This window comes from Lachnoclostridium sp. An138, from assembly GCF_002160765.1.
In the GTDB taxonomy this organism is placed as follows: domain Bacteria; phylum Bacillota; class Clostridia; order Lachnospirales; family Lachnospiraceae; genus Laedolimicola; species Laedolimicola faecalis.
Genome location: NZ_NFLF01000001.1, coordinates 263,336 through 280,919, shown reverse-complemented (window position 1 = coordinate 280,919; position 17,584 = coordinate 263,336). Strand labels below are relative to the sequence as shown.

Below are 17,584 nucleotides of genomic sequence, written 5' to 3'. Positions count from 1 at the left end.
ATATGGCACAGCTCTGGGGAGGCCGTTTCACCAAGGAGACGGACAAGCTCGTATACAATTTCAACGCTTCAATTTCATTTGATAAAAAATTTTACAAGCAGGACATGAGGGGAAGCATGGCCCATGTGAAAATGCTGGCAAAGCAGGGAATTCTGACAGAGGAGGAGAGAGATGCCATCCTTGCCGGAATCGAAGGAATTCTTGCGGATGTGGAGAGCGGAAAGCTTAAGATTACCGATGAATACGAGGATATCCACAGCTTTGTGGAGGCTGTGCTCATCGACCGGATAGGCGATCCGGGAAAGAAGCTTCACACAGGCCGCAGCCGAAACGATCAGGTGGCTTTGGACATGAAGCTTTACACAAGAGACGAGATTACAGCCATCGACGGCCTGGTGGGGGATCTGCTGGCAGTTCTTCTGCGCCTGATGAAAGACAATACGGAGACTTTCATGCCGGGCTTCACCCATCTTCAGAAGGCCCAGCCCATCACGCTGGCCCATCATCTGGGCGCTTATTTTGAGATGTTCAAGCGGGATCGGAGCCGTCTCCATGATATCTATGAGAGAATGAACTACTGTCCCCTTGGCTCGGGCGCTCTCGCGGGAACCACGTATCCTCTGGATCGGGAATACACGGCGGAGCTTCTGGGCTTTGCGGGACCGACACTGAACAGCATGGATTCTGTGTCGGACCGGGATTACTTGATTGAGCTTCTGTCAGCCCTTTCCACGATTATGATGCATCTGAGCCGTTTTTCTGAGGAAATCATCATCTGGAACACCAATGAATACCGTTTTGTGGAAATCGATGACGCCTACAGCACGGGAAGCAGCATCATGCCCCAGAAGAAAAATCCGGATATCGCTGAGCTGGTGCGGGGCAAGACAGGCCGTGTCTACGGAGCTTTAATGTCTCTGCTTACGACCATGAAAGGGCTGCCGCTGGCATATAATAAGGATATGCAGGAGGACAAGGAGCTGACCTTTGACGCCTTTGATACGGTAAAAGGCTGCCTGGCTCTCTTTACCGGGATGCTGGATACCATGAAGTTCAACAAAGCAGTCATGGAAGAGAGCGCCAAGAAGGGCTTTACCAATGCCACAGACGCGGCGGATTATCTGGTGAATCACGGAGTTCCCTTCCGGGATGCCCATGGAATCATCGGCCGTCTGGTCCTTTACTGTATCGAACAGAACAAAGCCATCGAGGAGCTGTCCCTGGAAGAGCTGAAAACTATCAGTCCTGTTTTTGAAAATGATATTTATGAGGCGGTCAGCATGGAGACCTGCGTGAACAAGCGTTTGACCCTGGGCGCCCCCGGAAAGGCGGCCATGGAGCAGGTGATTGCTCTGAATGAGAAATGGATGGAAGAGCACCCGGTTCTGGAAGAGAAGTAAAAGGCAGAGCTGCAGAAAAGAAAAAATACTTGCAATTTTTCCAAAACTGCGGTAGTATACTTTAAGAAAAAGACATATGTACGCGTCACAAAGACATAGACAGAGGAGTGTATGAGAAAATGAGCAAGAAGCTGAGAGTAGGAATTTTAGGCGGAACCGGAATGGTAGGACAGAGGTTTATCTCCCTTCTGGAGAACCATCCCTGGTTTGAGGTAGTGACCATTGCGGCCAGCGCAAGAAGCGCGGGAAAGACCTATGAGGAGGCGGTGGGCGGCCGCTGGAAGATGGATACGCCCATGCCGGAAGCAGTGAAAAAAATCGTAGTCATGAATGTGAACGAGGTTGAAAAGGTGGCAGCAGGCGTGGATTTTGTGTTTAGCGCCGTGGATATGACAAAGGAGGAGATCCGAGCCATCGAAGAGGCTTATGCGAAGACAGAGACTCCGGTGGTATCCAATAACAGCGCGCACCGCTGGACGCCGGATGTTCCAATGATGATCCCGGAGATCAACGCGGATCACGCGAAGATTATCGAGAAGCAGAGAGAGCGTCTCGGCACAAAGAGAGGATTTATCGCAGTAAAGCCCAACTGTTCTATTCAGTCCTATACGCCGGCTCTGGCAGCCTGGAAGGAGTTTGAGCCTTATGAAGTAGTGGCTACCACCTATCAGGCCATCTCCGGCGCGGGTAAGACTTTTAAGGACTGGCCTGAAATGGTAGAGAATATCATTCCCTATATCGGCGGAGAGGAAGAGAAGAGCGAGAAAGAGCCTCTGCGTGTTCTGGGAACCTGTGAGGACGGCGAGATTAAGCTTGCAGCAGAACCGGTGATCACCTGCCAGTGCATCCGTGTGCCTGTGCTGAATGGCCATACGGCGGCAGTTTTCGTAAAATTCCGTAAAAAAGCCACGAAGGAACAGCTCATTGAAAAGCTTCGTTCCTTTAAGGGAGCGCCCCAGGAGCTTGAGCTTCCCAGCGCGCCCAGACAGTTTATCCAGTATCTGGAGGAAGATAATCGTCCCCAGGTGAAGCTGGATGTGGATTACGAGAATGGAATGGGCGTTTCCATCGGACGGCTCCGTGAGGACCATGTGTACGACTGGAAGTTTGTGGGACTTTCCCATAATACAGTCCGGGGAGCGGCCGGAGGAGCAGTGCTTTGTGCGGAGCTTCTGAAGGCCCAGGGCTATATCGCAGCTAAATAATGGTCCCTGCCTGAATTATTTGAGAGTTTTTATGAAGAAAAAGAGTGTAAAAATGGTCATTTCTGCCGCAGGAATGGCCATTTGCCTGTTATGCGGAAGCTGCGGCGGAAAAGAAGAATCCAGGGGTGCTCTTGAGATGGAAGGGACTGCTGGTAAAAAAGCGGAAGAAGCGTCCCGGCAGGTCTGGGAAGAGCAGGAAGAACGGAAGCAGCAGGAGGCACAGGAAAGGGCCGCCCGGCTGGAAAGTTACCGCACCTGCAGCTCCGGAACGCGGATCAAGGACGTTCTGTCAGAGGAGGAGACAGACAGCCTGTTTTACGCCTCTGAGATACCGGCGGAGGTTTTCCGGCGGATGAACGGAGTCTCTTATGTGGAAAATGACAATATTGCCCTTGCGGATCTCAGGTATCTGAGGATGCTTTATGTGGGATTTGACGGTGAGCCCCACGTGGGCGAAATGGTGGCCAACGTCCAGATCGCGGATACACTGCTTGAGATCTTCCGTACTCTGTATGACAACGGATACCAGATAGAGAAGATGCGCCTCATCGATGATTACGGCGGCGATGATGACGCTTCCTGCCTGGACAACAACACCTCCTGCTTTAATTACCGGGTGGTGGAGGGAAGCACGCGCCTGTCCCGCCACGCCTATGGGATGGCCATAGACATCAATCCTGTTTACAATCCTTATGTAACTTATGAAAACGGCGTCGAACATATCTCGCCGGAAGGCAGTGAGCCTTACGCGGACCGTTCGGCTGACTTTCCCCATAAGATTGGCGGCGAGGGAGAACTGTGCCTGGAATTGTTCGAGGAGCAGGGCTTCACCTGGGGCGGAAACTGGCGGACCCTGAAGGACTATCAGCATTTTCAGATGAGCGGCACCTGACCGACGCGGGATTAAGGCCTGCGGGATGACGGCGGTATACTTGCGGCCTATCGCCGGCCGGGGAGAAATTTTTTTCAAAAGAGTCCGTTTTTTTGCAGCAAATCCGGAGTTTCCTTCGTTATTACTTATAGAGGAGCAGAAGAGATAAGATAAGTAGAGAAGGACGGACGAAGGAGGAGTGGGCATGAAAAAGAAGTACGGGGCCCTGATTTTGATGCTGGCGGTTCTGCTGGCGGCGGCAGGCTGCAGGAACAGAGAAGAAGAAGCAGTGGCAGCCAAGCCGGTGATTTATCTGTATCCGGAAAAAGCGGAGGAGGTCAGCGTCTGGCTGGACTATGACGGAGAACTGACCTGCACGTATCCTGCCTATGAGGATGGCTGGCATGTGATAGCAAGACCGGACGGCACGCTTCAGAATTTGAGGGACGGACAGGAATATTCCTATCTGTTCTGGGAAGGAACGGGGGATGCCCGGTATGATATGAATTCAGGGTTTGTGGTAAAAGGAGAGGATACGGCAGGCTTCCTTCAGGAAAAACTGTCTGAGCTTGGCCTTACGCCTGCCGAGTATAATGAGTTTATCGTATACTGGCTTCCGAAAATGCAGGGAAATCCCTGGAATCTGATTACCTTTCAGACCAGTGTCTACACAGAGCAGGCGAAGCTTCATATTGAGCCGGAGCCTGACAGTGTCATCCGGGTTTTTATGGCGTACCGGGCGTTGGAAAAACCGGTGGAAATGCCGGAACCCATACTGTCGTCCATGCCGAGAAAAGGGTTCACCGTGGTAGAATGGGGCGGAACAGAGGTAAAATAGAAGCAGTATTTTCGCTTTACTCCTGCGGGCAATGAGCCAAATGGAAGCGGCCCAGGCCGCTTTCTTAACTTTGCGCCTGCGCGTCCATTTGGCGAATACCGTGAGGGTAAGTGCCTTGTGGGTGCAAATACCCCACTCTTTGGAGGATTGCTGGTTTGATGCCCTGTTGCTTGCCGCGGGGTGCTTGACTGACGGCAGTTTCTGTAATTTTCTGTGAAAAAATGATTGATTTGTCCTGGAGTTTATGCTATTCTGCATATATCAGCCGGATCTGCTGATTCAAGAGGAGAGATTCTCTCCGCATTTCCCGATTTATATGAATTTCCACTAAATACCGGAATCACAGAAGGAGGCGGCGCTGCGAGCCGCGGCGGCCGGAAAATACAGAAGATACGATTTTCGGAAAGAGAGCGTTGAAACATTGCGGAATATTTTATAAAATGAGGAGGAAAACAGTTGCATAAAACCTTAAAAGAATTGACGCTGCTGACTCCGGCACAGACTGAGAAGGAGCTCAGGACAGCCCCCTGGCTCCGTTCCATCCGCCTGGATGTCTATGCCCTGGATAAAGAGCTCTCAGTCTACAGCACAGAGATGCAGAAGGAATACAGGAATGATCTGGTGAAGCGCAGCAGATATTACCAGTCTCTGATTGACTCGCCGCTTCTGGAACCGGGCAGTGTAAATTTCAACCAGCTCAATAATACTTACATGATTCTCATTATGCCTTTCGATCTGTTCGGGCTGGGGAGGTACTGCTACACTTTCCAGAACTGCTGCCGGGAAGAAAAAGCACTTGAGAGGCAGGCTGGGAAAGCAGAAGGCAGAGTGGAAGGGAAAGCAGAAAGCATCATAGAGCTTCTGGAGGAGCTGGGCCCGGTGCCGGAGGAGCTCCGGAAGAAAATTATGAAGGAGAGGGCGCGGAGACTCTGAAAGGCTGGCTGAAGCTGGCGGCGAAGGCAGCATCTGTGGAAGACTTCTGTTTTCTGCTTGACAGCAGAGAGAAAATATAATAAGATAGACCCAGAAAAACGAACAGACATTCGAAATAAATCTGGGAGAAGGATAAGGAGAAGCAAATGGTTAAGGAAGAGAAGCAGAAAGCGCTGGAAGCGGCGCTGGCGCAGATTGAAAAACAGTTTGGAAAGGGCTCCGTCATGAAGCTTGGCGACAAGGGAGCCAATATGCAGATAGAGACGACGCCTACAGGCTGCCTGAGCCTGGACCTGGCTCTGGGACTGGGAGGTATTCCAAAAGGACGAATCATTGAGGTATATGGTCCGGAATCCAGCGGTAAGACGACGGTAGCGCTTCACATGGTGGCCGAAGTACAGAAGCGGGGCGGAATCGCAGGCTTTATTGACGCGGAGCACGCGCTGGACCCGGTCTACGCGAAAAATATCGGCGTGGATGTGGATAATCTTTATATCTCCCAGCCGGATAACGGCGAGCAGGCTCTGGAGATTGCGGAGACCATGGTGCGTTCAGGCGCTGTGGACATTATTATCGTAGACTCTGTGGCAGCTCTGGTGCCGAAGGCAGAGATCGAGGGGGATATGGGAGACGCCCATGTGGGCCTTCAGGCGAGACTGATGTCCCAGGCATTAAGAAAGCTGACTGCAGTCATCAGCAAGTCCAAGTGCACGGTAATCTTTATCAACCAGCTTCGCGAGAAGGTGGGCGTCATGTTCGGAAATCCGGAGGTGACCACAGGAGGCCGGGCCCTGAAGTTCTATTCGTCCATCCGTATGGATGTGCGCCGGATCGAGACCCTGAAGCAGGGTGGAGAGATTGTGGGAAACCGGACCCGGATCAAGGTTGTGAAGAATAAGATTGCGCCGCCCTTTAAAGAAGCGGAATTTGATATCATGTTCGGAGAAGGAATTTCCAGGGAAGGAGATATTCTGGATTTGGCGGCCAATACGGGCGTAGTGAACAAGAGCGGGGCCTGGTATGCTTACAATGGAGAGAAGATTGGACAGGGACGGGAGAATGCCAAGGTATATCTGAAGCAGAACCCCGCAGTCTGCCAGGAGATTGAAGAAAAGGTAAGAGAAGGCTTCGGTCTGGATTCCGCCGGTCTGGAGAAGGAAAACGGAGAACAGGGAAGTCCGGAGAAAGGAAAAGAGAAGCCTGCGGAAAAGCCTGCAGACAAATAAGCGGTGATTTCAGATGAGACAGAGACAGCCAGGAAAAGACGCTGAGAAATCAGGCGACATCAAGCGGGCCAGGCACCGGGCTCTTCATATTCTGGAGCGCAGCGACAGAACGGAAAAGGAGCTCCGCGCGAAGCTGGAACAGAATTATAAGCCGGAGGCTGTGGAGGATGCAGTAGCCTATGTGAAGAAGTATCATTATCTGGATGATATGCGGTATACGGTGAATTATCTGAACAGCCGCGGCAGGGTTAAAAGCCGCCGGCAGGTAGAACAGGAGCTTCTTTACAAGAAGGGAATTTCAAAGGAAATTCTGGAGGAGGCCCTGCAGGAGGCAGAGCCTCAGGATGAGCGGGAGCAGATCCGGCGCTGGATGGAGAAAAAGCAGATTCATCCGGAGACTGCCAGTCAGGATGAACTGAGAAAGTTTTATCTGTTTCTGATGCGCCGGGGATTTCGAAGTGAAGATATTTTGAGTGAGATAAGGGTTGCTGCTTTCTGACTTCCGGAAAGCAGCAGAAAATTAGAAAATTCTGCTGAAGGCCGAAGGGCAGGGAACAGCAGGAATACAGGATGGGCGGAGCCTCAGGAACCGAGGTCATCCGCCCATTCTGTATATTCGATGTTTTTATGAGTTTTTCCCTTCCTTCCCGGACAGGGAAAGAGCAATCTTTTCCGGGGTAATCGGAAGCTCCCTGTGCCATACGCCGGTAGCCCGGTAGATGGCGTGGGCCAGGGCCGGGGCCGGGGTGTTGATTACGATCTCGCCGATGGATTTGGCACCGAAGGGGCCGGTAGGCTCATAGCTGTGCTCAAATTCCACGTGGAGCTTTCCCATGTCCAGACGGGTGGGAATCTTATATTGCATAAAGGAAGATCCGATGGGTTTTCCATTGTGATCGTAGCGCACGTCCTCCATCAGTGTGTGCCCGATACCCTGGACGATACCGCCCTCCGTCTGGATGCGCGCCAGAGCGGGATTGATGGGAATGCCGCAGTCCACTACGGCCATGTAGTCCAGGATGGTGACAAGTCCGGTCTCCTTGTCCAGCTCGATTTCCACCATGCCCACCATGTAGGGAGGAGGGGAGACCGGAGAGGAGTGGCTTGCGGTGGCTTCGGCTGCCTGGGTATTGAATACCTGGGATTTGTAGCCGATATCCGTAAGGCTTACGGTCTCTTCTGTGCCTATCCGGCGGACCTGCCGGCCCTCAAAGACCATTTCCGAGGCGGCGCAGCCCAGCATTTCCGCGGCGATGGAGCAGATCCGTTCCTTCAGCTCGGCACAGGCCTTTTCCACAGCTTTTCCGGTGATATAGGTGGTGGAAGAGGCGTAGGAACCGGAGTCGTAGGGAGAGGCATCGGTATCCGCGCCGAAGACAGCGATATCGTCCACGCTGCAGTCCAGGCATTCGGCAGCCATCTGGGCCAGAATCGTATCGCAGCCGGTTCCCATGTCCGCCGCGCCGATGATCAGGTTATAGGTACCGTCTTCACCAAGCTTTATGGTGGCGGAGCCCACATCCACATGGGAGATACAGGACCCCTGCATGGCCATGGCCACGCCGGCTGTCCGTACCTTGCCGTTCCCCATATCCCTGACCGGGTATTTTTCGTCCCAGTGGAACATCTGCCGGCAGTGCTCCATACAGCGGTCAAGGGCGCAGGCATTGGCAGTTTCGTTATAATAGGAGGGCATTTTCATGCCTTCTTTTACCATATTTTTATCGCGGATCACAGTGGGGTCCATGCCCAGCTGTTCCGCCAGTTCGTTGACAATGGATTCCAGCGCAAAGATGCCCTGGGTGGCTCCATAGCCCCGGTAAGCCCCTGCCGCCTGGAGATTGGTGTAAACCACGTCATAGCTGAAACGATAGGCCTCCAGGCCTCCTGTGTACAGGGGAATCGCCTTGTGCCCGGACAGGCCCACAGTGGTGGGGCCATGCTCGCCGTAAGCGCCCGTATTGGATAGCGTGTAAAGATCAACGCAGCGGATATGGCCGTCTCTGCCGGCTCCCAGGCGGATGCGGATCTCCATCTCGTGGCGGGGAGAGCCTGCGATCTGAGACTCTTCCCGGGTATAGATCAGCTTGGCGGGCCGCCCGGTCTTCAGAGTGACGAAGGCGGGATAGACCTCGCAGACTGCAGTCTGCTTGGCGCCGAAGCCTCCTCCGATACGGGGCTTTTCCACCCGGATTCTGCTTTTGGGAATGCCGAGGGCGCGGGACAGTATTCTGCGGCAGTGGAACACGATCTGGGTGGAGGAGATGACATGAAGCCTGCCGTAACGGTCCAGCTCCGTATAGGTGCGGAAGGTCTCCATCATGGCCTGGTTAAAGGCTTTGGTGTGATAGGTGCGGTCCAGGACAATATCACAGTCGGACAGCACTGCTTCCACATCTCCATCGCTGTTTACCTCGCTGGCCACCAGATTTCTTTTGGGATCACCGCCCACCTGGCAGGGAGGAAACCAGTCCTCCTCCGGGTGGACCAGAATGGGATTATCCTTGGCCTTACAAAAATCCAGAACAGGCTCCAGAATCTGATATTTTACCTTGATCATTTTCATGGCCCGAAGAGCCGCTTTTTCGGTCTCAGCGGCAATGATTGCTACGGGATCTCCCACAAAACGTACGTGCCGGTCCAGAATCAGACGGTCATAGGGAGAGGGCTCCGGATAGGTCTGGCCTGCGATGGCGAACCGGGTTTTCGGCACGTCCTCCCAGGTATAGACGGCGGCTACGCCGGGAACCTTCAGGGCTGTGGAAGTGTTGATTTCCTGGATAACAGCGTTGGCGTGGGGAGAGCGCAGAAGCTTGACGACCAGCGCATTGCCAGGGGTAATATCGTCCGTGTAGACAGGCCTGCCCAGCAGAAGCTGCATGGCGTCCTTCTTGCGGACCGGTTTATTGATGGATTTATATTCTTTCTGTTCCATAGCTGTCTCCTTGCGTATTCCTTACACTATGCGCGGTGTTCTTTTCTGCGGCTCTCCAGATAATTCCGGATTCCCCTCAGCTGTCCGTCATAGCCGGAGCAGCGGCAGAGATTACCGGCGAGAAACATGCGGATTTCATCGTCGGTGGGATCGGGATTTTCCCGCAGAAGGGCGATGGTGTTCATGACAAAGCCGGGATTGCAGAAACCACACTGATCCGCGCCCTGGTCGGCGATAAAACCGGCGAAGTCAGCTGCTTCCTCCTGCAGTCCTTCCAGCGTATGGATGCTGTGTCCGGCTGCCCGGGCGGCCAGCATGGAGCAGGAGAGGATGGGGCGTCCGTCCATCAGTACGGTACAGAGGCCGCAGCCGGAGGTCTCACAGCCTCTTTTTACGCTGTAGCAGCCGTGGTTTCTTAAAAAGTCGATAAGGAGCAGGCCAGGGTCGATATGATCTGTAACAGGTCTGCCATTCAGTGTAAGCTTCAGTTCCATTTCTGCATTCCTCCCAGTTCCAGAGCGCTGCGTTTTGCCAGCACGTTGACGAGATGGGTCCGGTAGGCGGCGCTTCCGCGGACATTGCTGCCAGTGGGAACCGACTCTGCCGTGTATGCGGCAAAGGCCCGGGCGCTGTCTTCCGTGATGCCGTCTTTCAGCAGTTCCCGCTTATCCCGGATAACCATGGCACGGCCAGGACGTGCTCCGATGACGGCCCGGTACTCTCCTTCCACCTGTGACAGGGCGCAGGTGAGTACGGGAAAGTCCGTGCGCTGGATGCGCATGGCCTGGTATGTGAAAAGTCCGGGTTTCTTTCTGACCAGAATCCGTACCAGGATGTCATTGTCCTGCTTCATGGCCGCAAAGATTTCCAGAGGAATGATGCCTCCTTTATACAGTTCCACATAAGAATCCATGGCGAGAAACAGGGTCAGTACATCAGAAAAGCCGAAACGGCCCCAGATACTGCCTCCCACGGTTGCCATGTTCCGGAATTGGACGCCTATGATATCCTGCACCGCGCGGGCGGCGGCGCCGCAGGTATAGGCATTCAGGCCGGGATGGGTCTCCAGCTGGCGTAAGGCCACCATGGCGCCGATGGAGAACTCTTCTTCTGTCTCTTCGATGGCGTCCAGCCCCAGGCGGCACAGATCAATGGCGGTGCCCACAGTATTTCGGGCCATTTTCATCCAGAGCATCCCGCCGATGATGCGGCCGCTTTTTTTCTGATTCAGCTGATAAGCTTCCTCCAGGCTTTCTGCCTGAACGTAGTTTTGTATATTGATCATGATATAAAGTCCCTTTTCAGGATACCCCTGCAGACAGAACGGATCGCAAATGCTCCTGTGCAGGAGAGGCCTGAAAGATATATGTACAGTGACAGCAGTAATTGAGCCATGCAGCTTTTCTGATAAATACAGGGGAAGTCCGCATGGCTGCCTTAAAATCCTGCAGTCCGGCGTCAGGGCCGGCCGCTTTTTTTGAAAAACGGCAGACCTAAGCTGGACGGTTACGGATTTTGACAATATTATATCAGTATGTCTTGATTTTGGAAAGAGGAATTGCTATAATCCCGTTGTAGTTTTAAAACAATAACGATAAGGAGAAATGAGTTTTATGAAGAAAATACTTTCTCTGCTGCTCGTTCTGGCGATGACGCTGTCTCTGGCAGCCTGCGGCCCGAACGAATCTGCGGCAGACACCCAGACAGCTGTTTCTGAAGAAAGCGGGCAGGAAGACGCTCAGGAAGAGACGGCGGAAGATGCGGGCGGTACTGAGGACGCTGCTTCGGAGGAAAGCGCGGAAGAGGATGCTTCCCAGACAGCCTATCCGGTCACTGTGACAGACCAGGCGGGCCGCGAGGTGGTTATCGAGGAAGAACCCCAGAAGCTGGTCAGCGGATATTACATTTCCACAAGCCTTCTGATTGCCCTGGGACTGGAGGACAGACTGGTGGGAATCGAGGCCAAGGCGGATACCCGTCCTGTCTATCAGCTCAGCGCGCCGGAGCTTCTGGAGCTTCCCAGCGTGGGAACCGCAAAGGAATTTGACCTGGAGGGCTGCGCGGCTCTGGAGCCGGATCTGGTGATTCTTCCCCTTAAGCTTCAGGACTCCGCAGACGCCCTGGAGGAGCTGGGAATTACTGCTCTTGTGGTGAATCCCGAGGATCAGGAGCTGCTGAACGAGACTATAAAGCTTGTGGGAACTGCGTCTAATACACAGGAGAAAGCCCAGTCCCTTCTGAATTTTGCCTCTGAGCAGGAAGCGCGTCTTGGAGAAGCGCTGGCTGACGCGGAGACACCCAGCGTCTATCTGGCCGGCAATTCTGCGCTTCTGTCCACAGCGGGAGATTCCATGTACCAGTCTGACATGATCCGGATGGCAGGAGGCGTGAACGCGGCTGCGGAGATTACCGATGCCTACTGGGCTGAGATAAGCTATGAACAGCTTCTGGCCTGGGACCCGGATTATATCGTGCTTGCGTCTGACGCGGACTATACGGTGGACGATGTTCTGGCAGATCAGAATCTGGCAGACTGTACTGCTGTAGTAAATGGAGACGTTTACCAGATTCCCGGAGACGCGGAAGCCTGGGACAGCCCTGTTCCCAGCGGAATTCTGGGCGCGGTATGGCTTTCCTCCGTCCTTCATCCCGAAGAGTGTCCGGAGGCAGACAGCATGGCGGTGATAGATGAATATTATGAGACTTTCTATGGCTTTACCTACAGTGAAAAGTAGAGTTTTCTGCGCAGCCGGGGCGATCCTGATGATCGCTCTGGCTGCTGCCAGTTTATTTGTGGGGAAATATCCTCTGACTCTGGAGGGGCTTCTGAGCGGGGACGTGATGCAGCTGAGAGTATTCTGGACTCTCCGGGCCAGCCGCACGGCAGTGGGGGTTATCGGCGGTTTTGCCCTGGGGGCGGCAGGCTTTGTCTATCAGACCGTGTTTCGGAATCCTCTGGCGTCCCCGGATGTGATCGGGGTCTCCTCCGGGGCCAGCGCGGGTGCGGCGGCAGGGATTCTGTTTCTGTCCGGCGCGGCGGCAGTGACGGCTTCGGCTTTTGCGGGAGCTCTTGCGGCTGTAGTTCTGGCGCTGGCGCTTTCCTCTCTGGACCGTGCGGGAAGAAACGGCACGATTGTGCTGGCTGGAATCGCGGTCCATGCGCTGGCGCAGACCGCGCTCATGTGCCTGAAGCTGACGGCAGATCCGGAACGGGAGCTGGCTTCCATTGAATACTGGATTATGGGGAGCCTGAATGGAATCAGCGGCTATTCCATCGGTGTAAACCTGCTCCTGTGCCTTCTGTGTGTTTCTGCCCTGTTCCTTCTGCACCGCCAGATCCTTCTTCTGTCTGCAGAGGAAGGAGAGGCCAGAATGCTGGGCGCGGATGTGGGAAGGCTGCGCCTTGCGGTGCTGCTGCTGGCGACCCTGGCTGTCTCCTGTGTCGTAAGCCTGTCAGGGCTTATCAGCTTTGTGGGACTCCTGGCGCCTCACGGGGCCAGACTTCTGACGAAGCGGAACCGTGTGGGCACCATGCTGCTGGGAGGAATGCTTGGAAGCATTCTTCTGACCGGGGCGGATATTCTTGCCCGGAGCGTTTCCTCCACGGAGCTTCCTGTCAGCATCTTTACCAGCCTGCTGGGAGCGCCGTTTCTGATTTTTCTGATAATCCGCGGGAGGCAGAGGGCATGAGTTTTTTTAAGGTGGAAAATTTGACGGCCGGATATGGGGGGAAGCAGGTTGTAAATCATCTCTCTTTTGAGCTGGAGGCCGGGAGTCTTACGGGTCTTCTGGGAGCCAATGGCAGTGGAAAATCCACGCTTTTAAAAGCCCTGTGCGGGATTCTGCCCCACAGGGGAAGCTGTATGCTGGAGAAGCAGTTCCTGGAAGAACTGTCTCCCCGGGAACTTGCCAGGCTGTGCAGCTATATTCCTCAGAGGAGCGGCATCTCCATCGATATTTCCGTCCTGGATGTGGTGCTGATGGGCTTTAATCCGAGGCTGGGGCTTCTGGAATACCCTTCCGCCCAGATGAAAGAAAAAGCCCGCCAGGCTCTGGCCCGGGCAGGTCTTGCAGGGCGGGAGGAAGAGAATTACCTTCATCTGAGCGAGGGGCAGAAGCAGCTCTGCATCCTGGCCCGCACACTGGCGGCGGAAAGCAGGCTTCTTCTTTTGGACGAACCGGAGAGCGCCCTGGATTTCCGTTATCGTTACCGGATGCTGGAGTTCCTGCGGGAGTGGATCAGAGACGGGGAACAGGAGCAGTATGGGCAACGGGCAGCGCTGGCGGCTCTTCATGACCCGTCTCTTGCCCTGAACTGCTGCGACCGCCTGCTTCTGCTGGAAGGAGGAGAGATCCGGTCCGTTCTGCGTCCTTTCGCAGACCCGCTGGAGAAAATGGAAGAGCAGCTTGCCCTGATTTACGGCTGTGTCAGCCTGCACAGATGCATGGATAAAAGCGGCAGAGAACAGCTGGTGATGCTGAAAGAAAACGGAGGATGGGAATGAGAGCGGCAGTCAGGATTATATTTTTGGATGAAAACGGGGAAAAGTTTTTCGGGGAAGGGCCCTGCCGTCTGCTTCATGCCGTGGACGAGACCGGTTCTCTGCGGGCGGCCGCCCAGTCTATGGGAATGGCCTACACCAAAGCCCTGAAAATTATGAAAAACGCGGAGAAGGCCCTTGGTTTTGCCCTGACAGAAAGAATGGCGGGAGGAAAGGACGGCGGGGGAAGTGTTCTGACGCCGGAAGGAAAGGAGTGGCTGAAACGGTATGAAGCCTACCGGGATGCCTGTATACAGGCTGACAGAAGATTGTATCTGGAATTCTTTCCGGAGCAGCGGTAAGCGGCATCTGATCCTGACAGGGGACAGGGGAAGCGGAAAATCAACTCTTCTTTCCGGACTTTTGAGGAAGCTTTCTTCTTCCGGGCCAGTACCCGGCGTTACAACCTGGGCGGAACCGGGCCAGGCGGTGTATTTAAGGGAAAATATTTCCGAAGAGACCGTCCAGGTGGGACGTTTTGACCCATTGCTGCCCGGAAGAGAGAACCGGATGCGGCCGCTGCCGGAGGGCTTTCAAGAGGCAGGCGTACGGATGCTGGGCCGTCTGGCGGAGCAGGAAGGGGAATGGGCTTCCATAGACGAGATCGGGTACCTGGAATCCGGCTGCGCGGACTACTGTGACGCGGTCCGGAGGCTGATGGAGCGGAAACGGCTGGCCGCTGCCGTGCGCAGACAGGATCTGCCGTTCCTTACAGAACTGTGCGGCCGCCCGGATGTGTTTCTGGTGGATCTGGACGTGCCTTTTGGAAAGCTTGGCTGTGTGATCATGGCGTCGGGGCTGGGAAAGCGTTTTGGCGGGAACAAGCTGATGGCAGAGCTTAAGGGAAAGCCGCTGATTCAATACGCGCTGGACGCCACGGAAGGCATCTTTGAGCGCCGTGTAGTGGTGACGCGGCACAAAGAAGTGGAAGAGCTGTGCCGCAGGCAGGGCGTCCCGGTGGTCTTTCACAGCCTTCCTTACCGTAGCGACACGGTCCGCCTGGGCCTGGAAAGCCTGGGAGCCGGAACGGACGCAGGGAAGAGCGGAACAGAGACGGAAATAAAAATAGCGCCGCCTGCGGAAAACGGGCTCGAAGGCTGTATGTTCTGTCCGGGAGATCAGCCGATGCTTGGCCGGGAAACTGTGGCGTCTCTGGCGCTCTGCGCGGCATCCGGAAAAAACACTATCTGGAGAGCGGTCTGGAATGGACAGGAAGGTTCCCCGGTCCTGTTTCCCGCATGGGTCTTTCCGGAGCTGCTGGCCCTTCCGGAAGGGAAAGGAGGGGGTTTTGCAGCTGGAAAGCACCGGGAACTGGTACGGACGGTCTCTGCCCGGAGCCAGTGGGAGCTTAAGGACGTAGACTGCCTGGAAGATCTGGAGCTGCTGGCAGAAAAATGTTGATCTGTGTCTTCTTTTCCTATATACTGTCTCTTATTGGATGATTACAGGAAAGAGAGGATGTATGAATGAATAACACTACTCAGGCAAACGCCGAGCTGATGAAGTTTGACGGCAAGCCTTCCTGGGGAGTTGCTTTTCCCCAGGCGATGCAGCATGTTCTTGCGATGCTTATCGGCAACATCACCCCGCCCATGCTGATTGCAGGTATCTGCGGTCTGAGCGCGGAGGAACAGATTATGTTAACCCAGGCGGCCATGATCATCGGCGGCATTACCACGCTGCTTCAGCTGTTTCCGGTATTCGGATTCGGCATGAAGCTGCCCAATGTTATGGGCGTTGCCTTTGCCTATATGCCGATTCTGACCATTATCGGCGCCAATTACGGCATAGCGGCCATCTTCGGCGCTCAGCTGGTGGCCGGCTTTGCATCGATTTTTATCGGTATGTTTATCGGAAAGATCCGCCGTTTCTTCCCGCCCATTGTCAGCGGCACGGTGGTTATGAGTATTGGTCTGTCTCTGTACCAGACAGCCATCAACTATATCGGAGGAGGCTCTGCGGCCCAGAATAACGGGACCTTTGGGTCAGGAAAATTCTGGATTCTGGCAATTCTCACGCTGATTGTGACACTGGCATGCAACTTTTTCGGAAAAGGACTTCTGAAAGCCTCCGGTATGCTGATTGGAATTATTGTGGGCTATGCCGCGGCCCTGATTATGGGAAATGTGGTCAGCTTTACCGATCTTCAGACCGCGTCCTGGTTTGCCCTGCCCCGCCCCTTCTATTTCGGGCTGGAATTCCATCCGGACGCTATCCTCATGATGATTCTGATGTATGTGGTTCAGGCGGTTCAGACCATCGGAGACGTGTCCTCCACCACCATGGGAGGCTTCGGACGTGAATGTACGGATAAGGAGCTGGGAGGAGCCATCAAGGGCCAGGGGCTGTGCGGTATGATTGGAGCCTGTATCGGCGGTCTTCCCACAGATCCCTACAGCCAGAATGTGGGACTGATCTGCACCACCAAGGTGGTTGCGAGAAGAGTCTTTACCATGGTAGGCGTCATCATGCTGATAGCAGGCGTATTTCCGAAATTCAGCGGACTGATGGCAACGATTCCCCAGCCGGTGCTGGGCGGCGCTACCGTTACCGTATTTGCGGCCATTACCATGTCCGGTATCCAGCTTCTGAATGAGCAGCCCATGAATTACCGGAACAGAATGATTGTAGGTATTGCGCTGGCCCTGGGAATCGGCATTGACGCGGCGCCTGACATTCTGCAGTTCGTGCCGGAACTTCTGAACAATATTTTCGGAAGCTCCCTGATGGTATCCTTCCTGATCGTGTTTGTTCTGAATATGATTATCCCGAAGGACGACACGCCGGAGAACTGACGAGAAACGCCGGCGGATATCCGCATTGCAGTAAAAAGATAGAACAGAAAAGCAAGCCATAAAAAAACAAGCCTGAGCAGGAGCCTTTCAAGCACCTGCTCAGGCGTTTTTTATGGCAGCGTCTGGCAGCACACATATTTTTATATCCGGAAATTCTCCAAAGGGAAGAATACTCCCCTGGAAAAATTACAGATCAGGCCTGTTCCCGGAAGGTAATCGTCCCGGTCTCCGGGTCCATGGCGTCTACGATAGCCAGAGATTCCAGCCGGTATCCCAGATTACGGATGACTCGTCCGCCGATCTGAAATCCTTTTTCAATGGCAATGCCCAGGCCCTCTACAGTGGCTCCCGCAGACTCCACAATGGAAATCAGTCCCTGGAGCGCGCAGCCGTTGGCAAGAAAATCATCGATGATCAGGACATGATCCTCCGGGCCAAGGAATTTTTTGGATACCACCACCTGGTTTTTATTCTGGTGGGTAAAAGATTCTACTTCCGCCACATACATTTCTCCATCGATATTGATGGACTTTGATTTTTTGGCGAAAACCATGGGAACGCCGAATTCATCTGCCACCGGGTAAGCGATGGCGATACCGGAAGCCTCGATGGTCAGAACCTTCGTGACAGGGCAGTCCGCGAACCGGCGGTGAAACTCTTTTCCGATTTCATTCATGAGGTCAATGTCCATCTGGTGATTCAGGAAGGAATCGACCTTAAGGACGCCTCCGGGTTTGACAATGCCGTCTTTTGCAATTCGTTCTTCTAAGAAATTCATAGGGTACCTCCTAAAGATTGGGAACAGTATAACACATTCCGACAGAATTGTCATTCCTTGTC

Annotated in this window: 17 protein-coding genes; 13 read left to right on the top strand and 4 right to left on the bottom strand. The window is 54.1% G+C overall.

The window, feature by feature from the left end; all coding sequences use genetic code 11:
* Positions 1-2: 2 nt before the first annotated feature.
* The 7 genes from argH (at position 3) to B5E82_RS01195 (ending at position 6,972) form a co-directional block, all read left to right on the top strand.
* Entirely contained in the window at positions 3-1,400 is a 1,398-nt protein-coding gene (gene argH, locus B5E82_RS01225; RefSeq protein ID WP_087305493.1) for an argininosuccinate lyase, read from the top strand.
* Positions 1,401-1,519: 119 nt separating this feature from the next.
* A complete protein-coding gene (gene asd, locus B5E82_RS01220) occupies positions 1,520-2,605 on the top strand; it encodes an aspartate-semialdehyde dehydrogenase (RefSeq protein ID WP_087305491.1) in 1,086 nt (361 codons plus the stop codon).
* A gap of 31 nt (positions 2,606-2,636) precedes the next feature.
* The gene (locus tag B5E82_RS18365; RefSeq protein WP_242966212.1) at positions 2,637-3,497 is read left to right on the top strand and encodes a M15 family metallopeptidase; all 861 of its coding nucleotides are present in this window, start codon (positions 2,637-2,639) and stop codon (positions 3,495-3,497) included.
* 184 nt (positions 3,498-3,681) lie between these two features.
* Complete coding sequence (locus B5E82_RS01210; protein ID WP_242966211.1) at positions 3,682-4,314, top strand: hypothetical protein; 633 nt, start codon at positions 3,682-3,684, stop codon at positions 4,312-4,314.
* A 456-nt stretch (positions 4,315-4,770) separates the two neighbouring features.
* Positions 4,771-5,247 carry a PD-(D/E)XK nuclease family transposase gene (locus tag B5E82_RS01205; protein ID WP_087305487.1) on the top strand — a complete coding sequence of 159 codons (477 nt, stop codon included), beginning with the start codon at positions 4,771-4,773 and terminating at the stop codon, positions 5,245-5,247.
* 146 nt (positions 5,248-5,393) lie between these two features.
* Positions 5,394-6,473 (top strand): recombinase RecA, encoded by a 1,080-nt coding sequence (recA, locus tag B5E82_RS01200; protein ID WP_087305485.1) that lies wholly within the window; start codon positions 5,394-5,396, stop codon positions 6,471-6,473.
* Between the two features lie 13 nt (positions 6,474-6,486).
* Positions 6,487-6,972 carry a regulatory protein RecX gene (locus B5E82_RS01195; protein WP_087305483.1) on the top strand — a complete coding sequence of 162 codons (486 nt, stop codon included), beginning with the start codon at positions 6,487-6,489 and terminating at the stop codon, positions 6,970-6,972.
* 126 nt (positions 6,973-7,098) lie between these two features.
* On the opposite strand, the gene B5E82_RS01190 is transcribed toward B5E82_RS01195, so the two are convergent.
* From B5E82_RS01190 to B5E82_RS01180, 3 genes are read right to left on the bottom strand one after another with little or no spacing between them, the layout of a single operon-like run.
* A complete protein-coding gene (locus tag B5E82_RS01190) occupies positions 7,099-9,408 on the bottom strand; it encodes a xanthine dehydrogenase family protein molybdopterin-binding subunit (RefSeq protein ID WP_087305481.1) in 2,310 nt (769 codons plus the stop codon).
* Between the two features lie 26 nt (positions 9,409-9,434).
* Positions 9,435-9,902, bottom strand: coding sequence for a (2Fe-2S)-binding protein (locus B5E82_RS01185; protein ID WP_087305479.1), 468 nt, complete (start codon positions 9,900-9,902; stop codon positions 9,435-9,437).
* On the bottom strand, positions 9,893-10,693 hold the full coding sequence (locus tag B5E82_RS01180) for an FAD binding domain-containing protein (protein ID WP_087305476.1): 801 nt from the start codon (positions 10,691-10,693) through the stop codon (positions 9,893-9,895). The genes B5E82_RS01185 and B5E82_RS01180 overlap by 10 nt, the downstream gene beginning before the upstream one ends.
* A 328-nt stretch (positions 10,694-11,021) precedes the next feature.
* Here B5E82_RS01180 and B5E82_RS01175 point away from each other — a divergent pair, with 328 nt between their 5' ends.
* The 6 genes from B5E82_RS01175 (at position 11,022) to B5E82_RS01150 (ending at position 16,744) form a co-directional block, all read left to right on the top strand.
* On the top strand, positions 11,022-12,143 hold the full coding sequence (locus B5E82_RS01175; RefSeq protein ID WP_242966210.1) for an ABC transporter substrate-binding protein: 1,122 nt from the start codon (positions 11,022-11,024) through the stop codon (positions 12,141-12,143).
* Positions 12,118-13,098: a FecCD family ABC transporter permease gene (locus B5E82_RS01170; protein ID WP_087305472.1), complete on the top strand. Its 981-nt coding sequence runs from the start codon at positions 12,118-12,120 to the stop codon at positions 13,096-13,098. Before B5E82_RS01175 ends, B5E82_RS01170 begins: the two co-directional genes overlap by 26 nt.
* Complete coding sequence (locus B5E82_RS01165) at positions 13,095-13,913, top strand: ABC transporter ATP-binding protein (protein WP_087305470.1); 819 nt, start codon at positions 13,095-13,097, stop codon at positions 13,911-13,913. Before B5E82_RS01170 ends, B5E82_RS01165 begins: the two co-directional genes overlap by 4 nt.
* Positions 13,910-14,251 (top strand): winged helix-turn-helix domain-containing protein, encoded by a 342-nt coding sequence (locus B5E82_RS01160; RefSeq protein WP_087305467.1) that lies wholly within the window; start codon positions 13,910-13,912, stop codon positions 14,249-14,251. The genes B5E82_RS01165 and B5E82_RS01160 overlap by 4 nt, the downstream gene beginning before the upstream one ends.
* A complete protein-coding gene (locus B5E82_RS01155) occupies positions 14,178-15,350 on the top strand; it encodes an NTP transferase domain-containing protein (RefSeq protein ID WP_087305465.1) in 1,173 nt (390 codons plus the stop codon). Before B5E82_RS01160 ends, B5E82_RS01155 begins: the two co-directional genes overlap by 74 nt.
* 65 nt (positions 15,351-15,415) lie before the next feature.
* Positions 15,416-16,744: a uracil-xanthine permease family protein gene (locus B5E82_RS01150; RefSeq protein ID WP_087305463.1), complete on the top strand. Its 1,329-nt coding sequence runs from the start codon at positions 15,416-15,418 to the stop codon at positions 16,742-16,744.
* Positions 16,745-16,937: 193 nt separating this feature from the next.
* Here B5E82_RS01150 and B5E82_RS01145 read toward each other — a convergent pair whose 3' ends face one another.
* Positions 16,938-17,522 carry a xanthine phosphoribosyltransferase gene (locus B5E82_RS01145; RefSeq protein WP_087305461.1) on the bottom strand — a complete coding sequence of 195 codons (585 nt, stop codon included), beginning with the start codon at positions 17,520-17,522 and terminating at the stop codon, positions 16,938-16,940.
* Positions 17,523-17,584: the final 62 nt, after the last annotated feature.

Bases quoted from the DNA above. Each gene is read 5' to 3' on its own strand.
- argH (WP_087305493.1), top strand. From the start codon at position 3: ATGGCACAGCTCTGGGGAGGCCGTTTCACCAAGGAGACGGACAAGCTC.
- asd (WP_087305491.1), top strand. From the start codon at position 1,520: ATGAGCAAGAAGCTGAGAGTAGGAATTTTAGGCGGAACCGGAATGGTA.
- B5E82_RS18365 (WP_242966212.1), top strand. From the start codon at position 2,637: ATGAAGAAAAAGAGTGTAAAAATGGTCATTTCTGCCGCAGGAATGGCC.
- B5E82_RS01210 (WP_242966211.1), top strand. From the start codon at position 3,682: ATGAAAAAGAAGTACGGGGCCCTGATTTTGATGCTGGCGGTTCTGCTG.
- recA (WP_087305485.1), top strand. From the start codon at position 5,394: ATGGTTAAGGAAGAGAAGCAGAAAGCGCTGGAAGCGGCGCTGGCGCAG.
- B5E82_RS01195 (WP_087305483.1), top strand. From the start codon at position 6,487: ATGAGACAGAGACAGCCAGGAAAAGACGCTGAGAAATCAGGCGACATC.
- B5E82_RS01190 (WP_087305481.1), bottom strand. From the start codon at position 9,408: ATGGAACAGAAAGAATATAAATCCATCAATAAACCGGTCCGCAAGAAG.
- B5E82_RS01185 (WP_087305479.1), bottom strand. From the start codon at position 9,902: ATGGAACTGAAGCTTACACTGAATGGCAGACCTGTTACAGATCATATC.
- B5E82_RS01180 (WP_087305476.1), bottom strand. From the start codon at position 10,693: ATGATCAATATACAAAACTACGTTCAGGCAGAAAGCCTGGAGGAAGCT.
- B5E82_RS01175 (WP_242966210.1), top strand. From the start codon at position 11,022: ATGAAGAAAATACTTTCTCTGCTGCTCGTTCTGGCGATGACGCTGTCT.
- B5E82_RS01170 (WP_087305472.1), top strand. From the start codon at position 12,118: ATGGCTTTACCTACAGTGAAAAGTAGAGTTTTCTGCGCAGCCGGGGCG.
- B5E82_RS01165 (WP_087305470.1), top strand. From the start codon at position 13,095: ATGAGTTTTTTTAAGGTGGAAAATTTGACGGCCGGATATGGGGGGAAG.
- B5E82_RS01160 (WP_087305467.1), top strand. From the start codon at position 13,910: ATGAGAGCGGCAGTCAGGATTATATTTTTGGATGAAAACGGGGAAAAG.
- B5E82_RS01155 (WP_087305465.1), top strand. From the start codon at position 14,178: ATGAAGCCTACCGGGATGCCTGTATACAGGCTGACAGAAGATTGTATC.
- B5E82_RS01150 (WP_087305463.1), top strand. From the start codon at position 15,416: ATGAATAACACTACTCAGGCAAACGCCGAGCTGATGAAGTTTGACGGC.
- B5E82_RS01145 (WP_087305461.1), bottom strand. From the start codon at position 17,522: ATGAATTTCTTAGAAGAACGAATTGCAAAAGACGGCATTGTCAAACCC.